This is a genomic window from Chamaesiphon sp. VAR_48_metabat_403, assembly GCF_031422475.1.
GTDB lineage: Bacteria > Cyanobacteriota > Cyanobacteriia > Cyanobacteriales > Chamaesiphonaceae > Chamaesiphon.
In genome coordinates, this window is the sequence record NZ_JANPLS010000047.1 from 1 (window position 1) to 13,046 (window position 13,046).

7 protein-coding genes are annotated in these 13,046 nt (G+C 47.2%); 4 read left to right on the top strand and 3 right to left on the bottom strand.

Going from position 1 to position 13,046, the window contains the following annotated elements; translation table 11 throughout:
* The coding region (locus tag RMO79_RS02330; RefSeq protein ID WP_310481444.1) for a dynamin family protein at positions 1-725 on the bottom strand (725 nt) is incomplete at its 3' end.
* A 366-nt stretch (positions 726-1,091) separates the two neighbouring features.
* Between RMO79_RS02330 and cobT the strand changes: the two genes are divergently transcribed.
* Entirely contained in the window at positions 1,092-2,222 is a 1,131-nt protein-coding gene (cobT, locus tag RMO79_RS02335; protein WP_310481445.1) for a nicotinate mononucleotide-dependent phosphoribosyltransferase CobT, read from the top strand.
* Positions 2,223-2,290: 68 nt separating this feature from the next.
* On the opposite strand, the gene RMO79_RS02340 is transcribed toward cobT, so the two are convergent.
* Positions 2,291-2,509 carry a 4-oxalocrotonate tautomerase family protein gene (locus RMO79_RS02340; RefSeq protein ID WP_295615191.1) on the bottom strand — a complete coding sequence of 73 codons (219 nt, stop codon included), beginning with the start codon at positions 2,507-2,509 and terminating at the stop codon, positions 2,291-2,293.
* 79 nt (positions 2,510-2,588) lie between these two features.
* Between RMO79_RS02340 and RMO79_RS02345 the strand changes: the two genes are divergently transcribed.
* Together RMO79_RS02345 and RMO79_RS02350 are read left to right on the top strand one after the other, a co-directional pair.
* Positions 2,589-3,278, top strand: coding sequence for a TetR/AcrR family transcriptional regulator (locus tag RMO79_RS02345; protein WP_310481446.1), 690 nt, complete (start codon positions 2,589-2,591; stop codon positions 3,276-3,278).
* A gap of 610 nt (positions 3,279-3,888) precedes the next feature.
* Entirely contained in the window at positions 3,889-9,963 is a 6,075-nt protein-coding gene (locus RMO79_RS02350) for a translocation/assembly module TamB domain-containing protein (protein WP_310481447.1), read from the top strand.
* 667 nt (positions 9,964-10,630) lie between these two features.
* On the opposite strand, the gene hflX is transcribed toward RMO79_RS02350, so the two are convergent.
* A complete protein-coding gene (gene hflX, locus RMO79_RS02355; protein ID WP_396136502.1) occupies positions 10,631-12,316 on the bottom strand; it encodes a GTPase HflX in 1,686 nt (561 codons plus the stop codon).
* A gap of 139 nt (positions 12,317-12,455) precedes the next feature.
* Between hflX and RMO79_RS02360 the strand changes: the two genes are divergently transcribed.
* On the top strand, positions 12,456-12,881 hold the full coding sequence (locus RMO79_RS02360) for a hypothetical protein (protein ID WP_310481449.1): 426 nt from the start codon (positions 12,456-12,458) through the stop codon (positions 12,879-12,881).
* Positions 12,882-13,046 lie beyond the last annotated feature (165 nt).

The window sequence follows — 13,046 nt, forward strand, 5'->3', positions numbered from 1 at the left end:
CCCAATTCTTTCACCTGCTCTACCACTTCATCTAAAAGTTTAGCCACCTTAGATCGATCGGTTTCCGCGCTATTATATGTGACTAAACATAGAGCATCCCGCGAATTTCTAATTACGGCGGCGTTACCTTCATCGCCCACATAAGCCAATCCTGGTAAATCCATAATTTTTACCGTCGTACCTGGCGGTAAATCGAGTAAACTTGACTCTTTGACCAGTCGGAAGGGATAATAGATCGTAGACTGAGGACAAGCTACGCCTGTTTGCTCATCTCTCTTGCTTTGAAGATAAGTCTTCATCAATCGATCGACTCGATCGTAAATACCTGCATCACTGAGATTTTCCCACCTCCCACATTCCCACATCGCGCCAGGGGTATCGTGAATCGCTAGAGCGGGAGTCTCGCTATATTCTACCGTCACTACCCCCGCACTCATTTCTTGTACCGCCACGGGCAATATTTCTGCCCCACAGAGCAAATTCACCAGCGTACTTTTACCGCTACTAGTCGTGCCAGTTGTAGCTAAAATTAAGGTCGGATGCGCCAATTCATCACAGAGCACATCCTTTGCATCCGTCAAATCTGTTGCTAGCTGTTGTAATTCCGCTTGGTAACTATCGGGAAGCTCCGCCCCCACCTTCGCTGCAAAACTTTCCCAATCAGCAGAAATTTGCTCGACTTGTTCCCGAATCGAGTTAAATATCTCAGTCGCGTTTTTAACCATAAATCGCACCCGATTCACCAATTATGTTTTATGTTCGAGCGACTCTTGGAGATTGTCAGCGCGATTGTTGTACCTCTAAGGTACCCGCCAGACTGAAACATGTAACATTGGCTCGATCGGAAAATCCCCTCCTCGGAGGGGTGCCTGAAAGGCGGGGTGGGTAGATCTCGGCTGCTAGCTATCAACTCCAAATCTAGTTTACATACCCCCAACTGTGCTAATTCTTGGATAGCGATCGTTGGGATGTGATTTGTGGGATGCGGAGATTTTACCCACCCCGCCCTTTGGGCACCCCTCCGAGGAGGGGATTTTTTTGGAAATCATCCACTATAATATCTACTACCATGCCTCCCTACTCCCAACTCAATGATTCAGATCCATACCCAACCATTACAGGCACAACAGTGGTTGGCGCGGTATCGGGGCAAATTGCCAGTATTTGCTTGTGTGTTGGGGTTTACAGATACTTGTCTGATTCCAGGAATTTCGGCTGCTGGTAAAACACCTGAAGATCGGAAGTATACTGCGATCGCAGATGCTGAATTTTTAGCTAATGGGGTACGACTCGATCCTGAGTATCCGTTACCGCCGCTGATTGCGGGGGCATCGCCTGTATATATTGCTCGTGCAATCGTCGCCGCATTAGATTTACCTTTATATATCTTTAATGCTGGTTTACCAACACCGCCGAGCGTCCCCCATATAGATTTGGGTGGAATGCCAGCGGCTTGTCTGACGACGGGTGCTGCGTTGCCATTGGCTGTTGTCGATCGATTGTATCGGCAGGGTTTATTATGGGGTGAGAAATTAGCCGCTGATGCAAAAGATGGCTATATTGTCATCGGGGAATGTGTGGTGGGGGGTACGACTACCGCATTGAGTTTACTGATGGGTTTGGGCATCGATGCAGCGGGTAAAGTCAATAGCTCTCACCCAGTCTGCAATCATCAGCAAAAATGGGATCTTGTCGAGCGGGGATTAGCTGGCTTAAATTTACCCCTGTCGCCGTTAGAATTAGTAGCAGCCATTGGCGATCCGATGCAAATTGTCGTTGCTGGGATGGCAATTTCCGCCAGTAAAAGCTGTGGTGTGTTATTGGCTGGGGGAACGCAAATGTTGGCTGTAGCAGCTCTAATTCAAGCAATTGGACTCGATTCTCCAGGGGAGAGGCTTCGCCAACGAGGAATCGCGATCGACACGGCTCAAATCGTCGTCGGGACGACTGATTGGGTAGCTAACGATCGATCTGGCAATACTGTCGCCCTAGCTAAATTAATTCCCCAGATTCCGTTAATCTCTACGCGGTTGAGTTTTGCCAATTCCCAATATCCCCAACTGCAAGTCTACGAGCGGGGTTTTGTCAAAGAAGGTGTCGGTGCGGGGGGATTAGCGATCGCAGCTAGTTTAGCTCAAAACTGGGGGCAGGTAGAATTATTAAACTCGATCGAGCAACTATTAGCAGCCAGTATTGAGATGGGGAGCGGATTTAGTAAATAGCGATCGTTCGTGTTACTACTCGCCCCACATTCTGCGCTTCAAGTTTTGCTACACATCTGGTTGCATGGTTACTTACCTGCCACAAGTGCCAGAGCGTCGCTAGTGGTGAGCGGATTGCCCCCAATGCCCCAGTCGCCGCTCTTGACTTCTTCGATAACCACCCACGTCACTGGGCGCACGTTCTCGCCTTCGATCGATACCATCGTATCAGTCAGCTTGCGGATGATTTCCTGCTTTTGTGCTGATGTTAAAACGCCTTCGATTACTTTTACATTTACTAAGGGCATAGCTTTTCTCCGGTTTGTAATTTAGATTATAATAACGAACGGTCGTGCTATTGTCAAGTCGTAAGTTTCGATTCAAATTATGAAAGTCGCTTCATCCTCAAAAAACAGTTCGGAAGACAGCGGTTCCCGCCTTTTAAGAGGGCAAGATAGTCGCACCACCATTTTGCTGACTGCGGCTAAAATGGCAACAACGAAAGGACTGGCTGGCTTGTCGATTGGAGACTTAGCGGCTGAAGTCGGGATGAGCAAGAGTGGACTCTACGCACACTTCAAATCTAAAGAAGAACTGGAATTGGCAACAATTGAAATGGCAGCCATAATTTTCAATCGCGAAGTACTTCAGCCTGCACTGACGGCACCAGCCGGAACCGAGCGACTCAAGGCACTGGTTAATTCGTTTCTTGCACATCTCGAACGCAGAGTTTTTCCAGGGGGGTGTTTTTTTTCAGCAGTTGCCGCAGAACTCGACACACGCCCTGGCCCAGCACGAGATCGAGTCGTTGAGATAATTGGCACCTGGCTGGCATTATTGAGGCAATGTATTCTGGAGGCGCAAGATCTCGGAGAGCTAGATCCCCTTGCAGATGTCGATTTGGCAGTTTTTGAAATTGAGGCGATGCTGTTGGGGGCGAATTTTCTATTTATGATGAAGAACGACTCAATTCATCTCAGGCAAGGGCGCGCGGGAGTGGAAAATGTCCTCTTACGACTCGCAGTTAGTACAAAGTCAACGCAGAAACGCTCTCGCATGGGGACTGTTAAAGCTTGACGATCGTACTCTAGTTGGTGAAGATTAGCTCTAAGTAACGGTTTCAACTGTTGCAAGCTGGTTGTGAGCTGATGCTCACAACCAATTTTTTAGTGACATAATTAAATAGATCGTTTAGTGCAAATTGGAACATCCGATCGCTTTCTGCATTCAAGATATTCAGGATCGTTGCTAGGCATGAAGTAGCGGCGAATGAGAATTGTAGTCGTAGCGATCGGATGTTAATATTGGGCACAATATCTGAGTGGCAATCGCTCTGATGTGTATATGTTGGCACCATCTGTGCATTTGCGAATCTGCTAGCTTAATTTGTAGCTCTCGCGGTTAGACTTGGCTCTCAATATCGATTTAAAGCAACTCAGAGGGTGTCTGAAAAGTCAATTCTTTTAAGCTTAAACCCTAGAAATCCCCCTAGCCCCCCTTTCCAAGGGGGGAACCCGGATCCGGAAGTCCCCCTTGGATAGGGGGATTTAGCGGCTCCCGCACGCCTCTGTTCCCCGACGGTTTTGGTAGACAAGACAGGGGATTTAGATCTACGATTCATATCAAAAAAACTTTTCAGACATCCTCTCAGCCAACCGATTAATCTTAGTCGTAATTCAAGCCTCAATTGAAAAATAATTCACCAGATAAATCGCGTCGATGGCTGAAGTTGTTTCTAAAAACTGGCAGCAAGGTTGGTTTGGGCTTATTCTTATTATTAATAGGGGCGATCTGTTGGGGGCAATGGTGGGCGAAAGATAATCTGTCGCCGTTAGTTTCGCAAGAGCTAACTAAGAGTCTCAAACGTCCGGTGAGCTTGGGTAGAATTGATAGTTTGTGGTTGAATGAGGTGCATTTTAAAGATGCAAAAATTCCGGCAAATGGTAGCGATCTCAATTCGATCGATGCTCCAGAGACGATCGTTAGTTTTAATCCAATTCAGCTATTATTCGATCGCACGTTGAAGTTAGATGTGCGGTTGATTAATCCGAGTATTTATTTAGCCCAAAATGTTGGGGGTAATTGGGTAAATATTCCCACGCAAGATAAACAAGCTCCACCGCCAGTTAAAATTCAGGTCGGTACGATCGCGGTTAATAATGCTAAGGTGACGATCGTCCCTTATAGTCAGAATCCTCAACCGATCGCGATTAGTAAAATTAATCTTGAAGCTAATGTTAACGATCGTCAAGATCGAGTTAAGTTCGATGGGGGGGCGCAGGTTGGAGATAGCGGACAGGTTAGCGTTCGGGGTGAAAGTGCGCTGGCGAATGGGGAGACAGAATTAGTAGTTAAGGGGCAAAAATTAGATGCGGTAGCGGCAACTCGGATCGTAAAGATTCCGGAGGTGACAATTGCGCGCGGTACGGTGGATGGCGATCTAAATTTGGCAATTTTACCAGGAAAATATCTGCGAATTAATAGTGACTTATTAGTACGCGATGGCAAAATTGTTATTAATAATGTACCGCGCAGTCTAGATGAAGTTAATGGCTTTATTAATGTATCGGAACGGGCTGTTAAATTTAATGGTGTTACCACTAAATACGATCGAGTGGCTGGAGTTGTTAAGGGTACGCTCGATTATACAACGGGATATCAATTAACTGCGAAAACTGCACCGATCGCACTATCGGACGTTTTTAAAAGTATCGATGTTAAGTCACCTTTCTCATTGGCTGGTACTGCTGTTGCCGAATTGCAATTAACAGGAAAATTAGACCGTCCGATTTTAACGGGTAAGTTTAATAATAGTCAACTCAGTCAAGTAGATCGGGTGCAGATCGATCGGGTTAATGGTAATTTTAGATTGGCAGATGGTCGAATTAAATTAAATGCGATCGCCCAACCTAAACTCGGTGGTAAAATAACCACGCAAGGGGAAGTTCAGTTTTTAAAAACACCTACAACCAATTTTCAAGTCCGAGCGGAGCGGCTTCAAGGCGATGCCTTATTGCGCCTGTACGGTGCCAAATTCCCCGCAGGAGTGCGGATGGGGGAAGCAGCGGTAACGGGGACGATTGGGGGCACTGGAGCCGATATTAACACCAATCTGAAGGTGATTGCTCCTCAGGCGACTTATCCCCTAGTTGCAGATCTCCAGATTACCCCACAGGGGAAAACGATCGTTAAGGGTGCGACGTTGGCGGCGGCGGGGGGCAAGGTACAGGCGACGGGGGAGGTAACGAAAACAAATTGGCAACTTAATTTACAACCGCAGGCGATAGATTCGCAGCAATTGGCTAAAATTGGCGGGGTAAAGTTAGCACCTAATTATCGTGGTAAATTAACTGGAAACATTCGAGCGACGGGTTTAAATAACGAGCTGGTAATCGATAGAATTCAGGCGCAAGGGCAATTAAAGTTACAGTTACCAGCCGGGAAAGTTACAGCCGATCGGATTAATATCGATCGCGGTGCATGGCAAGCTAATCTGAGTAGTAATGCCCTCGATCTCCAGCAGCTAGTACCTAACAATTTAGATCGAGATAGTTTATCGCTTGCAGCTAAGAATACAGTTCGATTACCCGCAGGGATTATTAGTGGTAGTTTTAATGTTAGTGGGAATAATATCACAAAAATTAGCCCGCAGACGATCGCCGCGCAAGGGCAAGGTAAAATTAAACTTAAAGCTGGCGAAATTAAGTCAAATAATATCTCGGTTGTTAATGGGAATTGGCAAGGGATATTTATAACTAATAATCTCAACCTTGCTGCACTCAATCCTCAAATTGGCGGACGATTGAATGGAAAATTTAATCTTGCTGGCAATCTCAACTCGTTTGCTCCAGAATCTTTGCGCGGAATCGGAACTGGGTCGATCGATCTGCCGCAGGGCAAAGTTATCGGTACTAATTTAGAGTTAAATCGCGGTAAATGGCAAGGAACTATTCAAGCTTCATCATTATTACTCGGTGGGTTAGCTCCACAAATCCCCCTCAAATATCGACAAGCAAAATTAACTGCCGATCTAAAAGTCGCAGGTAATTTACAACAGCTCCAGCCAGAACAGATTGCCTTAACTGGTAATGGTAAATTGAGCTTTGCCGACGGGACAATTCAAGCAAGACAACTAGAAGTTAGCGCAGGCAAGTGGCGAGGCAATTTTGAAGTAAATCGGTTGAAGATAGGCGATGCAATCGATCAAATTCCAGCAGAATTAACCGCAGCCAAATTGCAAGGTAATTTTACTGCTGCTGGCGAATTAGCTAAATTTAATCTCAATCGATTGCAGTTAGCAGGTAATGGCGAACTTCAGCTTGCCGACAGTAAAATTCGGGCAGAAAATCTTAAATTAGATCGGGGTAATTGGTCGAGCAATTTAGAGATCGCTAACTTTAAAGTAGGTAATATTAATAGTTCGCCACCCCAGTTTAAAACTAGTAAAATTAGCGGTAACTTTAATGTCGCTGGAAATGTCAATAAATTAGTCCCGTCCGAAATTCAGGTTAGTGGGAATGGTAAATTAAAATTAGCTAACGGTGGCGAAATTAAAGCAGCCGATCTGAGAATTAGTGCGGGAGCTTGGCAAAGCAATCTCGCCATTAAGGGCTTAAAATTAGGAGAAGTAAACCGCGCTTTACCTGCGGCAATTCAGGTAGGATTACTATCTGGCAATTTTCAAGCAGCAGGCAACCTTAAAAATCCCGAATTAGAGCGAATTCAAGCCAATGGTAACGGCAGAATTCAAAATATTCTTGGTGGTAATATTCAAGTTAATAATCTAATTGTCGATCGGGGTAAATGGCAGAGTCGAATTGTTACCGACAGTTTAAATATTAGCGAACTGGCAAAATTCGCCCCATCTAATGTTACTAAACTCGATGGACTAGCCGGGAAGCTAAATGCTAACTTACAGATTGGCGGCGACTTTCAGAATAACAGCCTAGCCAATCTCCAGGTAGCAGGACAAACCAAATTAACTAATTTTCAAGTCGGGAGCTTAAAATTCGATCCTAATTTAATCGGAAATATTCAAGCAAACCCCGGACAAGGCGTAGATATTGCCTTCACTGGTAAAACCGACAGGTTAGCATTGACACTCGATCGCAATTTACAACCCCAAAGCTTCGAGGTTCAACAACGCGATGCGATCGCTACAGGCACCGTTGTCGATAAAAAACTTGATATTAATATCGAACGATTGCCGCTAGCTTTATTACAACCCTTTATTCCTAAAAATGCGGGCGTAAAAGCATATAGATTTGATGGAAACGCCGCAGGTAACATTACCGTCGATCTCAAGAACTATCAAGTTACAGGCGATCGGATCGAAATTACCAATCCAATTTTCGGCGCATTTCAAGGCGATCGACTCCTCGCCAATTTCCGCTATGCTAACGGCACAATCGCTCTCAATAATACCGAAATCCAACGCGGCGCATATACCTACAAAATCGATGCCAGCTTCGATCCTAGTGCAATTACCCCCACCTTCCAAGCCAAACTCCAAGTTCCCAGCGGTAGTATTGAAGATATTCGCAATCTCCTCCAGATTTTTAGCACCGCCGATCTATTTACACCCTTCCCGCGCCGCAAATACGGCACGGCTGCCGATTTAGGCACCAAAACAGCCAAGCTCGCCAATCGCCCTCAGTCGCTGAATACCGAACTCCGCAGCCTCTCCGAACTCCGCAAGTGGCTCAACCGCGAAACAGATCGCCAACAAACCGACGATATCATCCCCGATTTGGGCAACCTCCAGGGCGACTTTAGCGGCGATTTTGCGATCGCGAGTAACCCCAAAACCGGACTCACCAGCAACTTCAACATTTCCGGCTCCAAATGGCAGCTCGAACGCTACAACCTCGATCGGCTCCGCGTCGCAGGCAACTGGAACAATGGTAAACTACGTCTCGAACCGCTCGAACTGACGATCGAAAATAGCCAAATTACGATCTCAGGCGACTTTGGAGTCGATAATCAAAACGCTAAAGTCAACATCCAAAACTTTCCCGTTCAGTCCCTTACCAGCCTCATCAACATCCCTGTAGATATTGATGGTGGCATCAACCTTTCTGCCCAGATCGGTGGCACTCTCGCCAATCCTCGCCTCAATGGCGAAGCCTCCCTCACTAACGCCCAACTAAATAACACCAAACTGCAAGGTGTTGCAGGTAACTTCAACTATAGCGATGGGCGACTCAATTTCGCCAGCGATGCCACCTTTGCCAACAGTCCGCTCGTCGCTCGCGAAGATCGGATTAAAATTACTGGGAGTATCCCCTATCAACTCCCCTTTGCCCTCACCCCACCCGCCAATAACGATATTAAAATCGATTTGAGCCTTCAAAATCAGGGCTTACAAATTCTCGATGTCTTCAGCAAACAACAACTGCGCTGGCTCGACGGACAAGGTAAAATTGCCCTCAAGATCGATGGCAAAATGAAGCCTAAAGGCGGCATCGAAACCCTTACCGCTAGCGGAACGGCAACTATTACTAAAGGTAGAATTCAAAGTGTTGCCATCCCCGAACCCCTCACCGATATTAATGGCGAAATTATCTTTGATTTCGATCGAGTCGAGGTGCAAAAATTAACTGGGAAATTCAATCGCGGGCAAATTGCGATCGCTGGAATTATTCCGATTTCGGACTCATTTTCGATCGAACCCAGCCAACAGCTCACTCTCCAAATGAATGGCATCGCGATCGATCTTAAAGACAAATATAAAGGCGATGTCAATGGTAAATTGACGATCCTCGGTACCGCACTCAACCCGATCCTGACTGGTGATGTCCGACTCAGCGACGGACAAGTTTTCTTACCCGACTCATCTAGCACCACTACCAGTACCATATTAGGCATTCAGCCAGTAATTCCCGAAGCACCCAACCCCAACTCCACCCAGCTCCGCAATCTCCAAATTACCCTCGGCGATAACCTCCAAATTACCCGCGCGCCAATTCTGAGCTTCATCGCCACAGGCAAAATCGATCTTGATGGTACCATCGATAACCCCCGTCCCTTCGGACAAGTACAACTCCAAAAAGGCTCCGTCAACCTTTTCACCACCCAATTTAGACTCGCCAGCGGCGAACAAACCGCCGACTTTTTCCCCACACTAGGCACAGATCCTGTACTTAACCTACGCCTCTTTGCCAAAACCCTCGAAAGTGCCTCCAGCCCCTTTGCCCAGCGTAATTCGATCGCCCGTACAGTTACCAACGGTGAAATCGATCGACCTGCCGAATTTTATACTACCAGCTTAGGTTCCGTCCAAACCGTCCAAGTCGAAGCCCGCGTCGCCGGATTAGCCAGCCAACTCACCCAAAGACTCGAACTCACCAGCACCCCCGCCCGCACCCAATCAGAAATCGTCCTGCTGCTCGGTGGGGCAATTGCCGAACGCCTCACCTCTGGCGGCGATATCGGGCTGGGAGTAGTCAGCCTTGCCAGTTCTACGCTGCTCAATAGTCTTCAAGATCGCATCAGCGATGTCTTCAGCCTCAGCGATTTTCGACTGTTTCCGACTATTACCACCGATTCCAAAACCAATAATAATTCAACCTTCGGCATTGCTGCCGAAGTCGGTACCGAAATTACCCCCAAAATCTCTGCCTCGATCTTTAAGATCCTTACCAATAGCGAATCACCATACTACAGTCTCCGCTATCGCGTCAACGACCAAATTTTGCTCCGAGGCTCTACCAATCTCTTCGGCGAAAATCGCGCCATCGTTGAATTCGAGCAAAGATTTTAACTTACGCTTGGGAGCGGGGAGATGGGGGATGGGGTGTGTGGGAGGTGTTCAAACTCTATCCACTATCCACTATCCACGAAAACACTAATAACTATGTCTCGATTTCAAGATGCGATGTCATGGAAAAACCAACAGATCGATCGACCTGTTGGTAAGATAGCTGTGTTGGGAGGAGAAAACTCGTTCCTTAGACTCTGACAAAAACTAGTGCGATATCGCTGTCAATCCCCGATCCGGCTGTTAATGTTGAATTGTAAAGCTGTTTGTTGTCTCTTATTAAGAATTGTAACAAAGATCCTATTAAAATGCAACAACTTCTCCCAAATTTAGTAATGGGAGGATTGAGGGACTGAGTTAAGTTAAAAGTGACGATCGGGATAAAGACTGATATGGGTTTAGGGAAAAGGCAAAGGAGTCAATCGTAAAATTTAACGCCGATCGACTCCTGCACGATCGATTAAACCACCCTGTATGCTCTCGTGAAACTAGATTAGTTAAGTTTCTTTCAAGTACAGATGCCAACAGTCTAACCTGTAGAACGATCGGTCTACAGAGTAAAAGGTAACTAAAAAGTCATAATTCAATCTGTAAGGTCGGTTAAATAGTTGGCGTAGTCTCCGCTTTGCGGAATCGATTTCTTCGCTGTGACAATTTCGCGACAGCAAAGTTAAGCTGCAACCGTATAAGCGATGAGCTGTCCGACTCGCTGGCGGAGAGTTTCCAGGCTCAATCGTTCTGAGGCAGAAATAAAGACGGCATTAGGAAATTCTTCCCCAGCTTGCGCCAATCGTTCGCTATCTACCCGATCGATCTTATTAAACACGATTAGCGATGGCCCAGGTGCGATCGGCATCTCACTCAAAATCCCCATCACCGAGCGAATATGGCTGTGCCAAGCTGGATGGGACAGATCGATTAAATGAATCAGCGCATCAGCTTCGGTTACTTCTTCTAGGGTAGCGCGGAAAGCATCCATTAGCGGCGGTGGTAGCTCGTGGATGAATCCCACCGTATCGGTGAGGAGAATCTGCCGTAAGTCTCCACTGTTACTTGCTGGTACCTGAAACCGCCGCGTCGTCGGATCGAGAGTCGCAAATAATTGGTCGGCGATGTAGACTTCGGAATTTGTGAGCGTATTGAGTAGCGTAGATTTGCCCGCATTTGTATACCCGACTAGAGCGACGGATGGGACATCGTGATGCTGCCGTTGGAGCCGCAGCCGCGAACGATGCGCTTGGAGCTGATTCACGTCCTGCTGGAGCCGCGAAATCCGCTTTTGAATCGTCCGGCGTTCGGTCTCTAATTTAGTCTCTCCAGGCCCTCTCGTACCGATACCGCCACCTTGACGAGACATTGCTAGTCCCCGCCCAGTCAGGCGCGGCAGCATGTACTCTAGTTGGGCTAGCTCGACTTGCAATTTACCAGCACCAGATTGCGCGCGCTGGGCGAAGATATCTAAGATCACCTCAGTTCTGTCTACTACCCGAATCCCAGTTTGAGTTTCGAGATTCCGCCCTTGGCTGGGGGACAGATTGCAGTCAAAGACGATTAAGTTCGCACCGATTTTTTGAGCGGCGAGAGCAATTTCTTGAATTTTCCCTTCGCCGACAACGGTTTGCGGGTGGGGTTTCGATCGTTTTTGCTGGACGGTTTGCAGGACTTCACCGCCAGCAGTTTCGACCAATCGGACGAGTTCTTCCAAGCCATCATTAAACCGTTGAGTAGTCACATAGTCGGTTTTGACACCAACCAATAATACTCGATCGGTTTCAGCAGCGACATTTTGATTCGCGACATCTCGTGCGTATTCGCTTTCAATGCCATCAACCAGATCTAGAAAATCTTGGTCGCTGATAGTATCCAAACTTAACGGCGGCGAAATCGTCCAGTTAATTTCTGGATGCGGTACCAAGTGCGCGAGATAGGTATCTTGAATGTATCCAGTCGCACCCCCACCCCGCTTTTGAAAGCCGCTACCAGTAATATTTAAAATTACCAAGGCATCCAGCCGCTGCAACGCCATCGCTGTCAGCGCACTCTCGCTCGGAATCTCTGATTTGAGCTGAGTCGAAATACACCGAATCCCACTCAACCGTTCGGCACCATAACGCGGTAATTCCAATGGTGGAATTTGCGTCTGACGGGGAGTTCCTACGCCCAAACGAATAATTTGTCCGCGCCGATTAATATATACGCTCACCGGGTCGCCGATTTCTGCACTAATCGCCGCCAGCTTTTGGGCAAATTCTGGCGTAGTCAGTCGATCGCCTGGTAGTCTATCGTTATATAACTTCCGCAGTTGTTTAATCTGATTGGATTTTAATCCTTGTAAGTTGCCGTAGATCGTCTCGATATGCTCTTCTCCAACGCATTACTTCTAGTGTAGTAGCTGACGGCGGGGTTTGGGATCGTCGCTTGTAAAACTTTGTTACTGCCGCGAATGTAGAGATTGGATAGAATATTGAAATCAGATCGATCCTCGTCAGCACATTATGACTTTCACTTTATTTGGTCGTTGGCAGATTCGCGTGTTGTTATTGGCTACAGTTGGGCTATTACTAACCATCTTAATGGTAATTAAATCGAGTCCTTCGATCGCCGGACAAACATTGCTAACTTTAATTTATCTAGGTATATTCGGACTAGCCTGGGATTTTGGGTATCATCAGCTCCAACGGTTTCGCTGGGATGGCGACTGGAATGGGTTATTACAATTCGGTGCTGCGGTGTGGGAAGGGCTGTTTTTAGTAACGATTATTAAAGTTATCGGCTTGCCTGGAATCGATCGAGCAAACTTTAATATCCCTGGATTTATCGGGTTTTATACTAGCTTTAGTCTATTGAGTGCGATCGTCACTCATTCGTTACTCCGCATCCTGTCGCCCTATTCGCGCTTCAATGGGGGACAATGGTTCTAGAGAGTGGATAGTGAATAGTGGATAGAGTTCAGACACAAGCGTTCTTACATTGTCCCCCCAGTCTCCCAGTCCCCCCGTGCCCCCGTGGCCCCCGGCCCCCGGGCCCGCGGCCGCCCGGGGCGAGGGGGCGGGGGGGGTGGGTGGGTGGGTTTGTGTGGGGGGGGG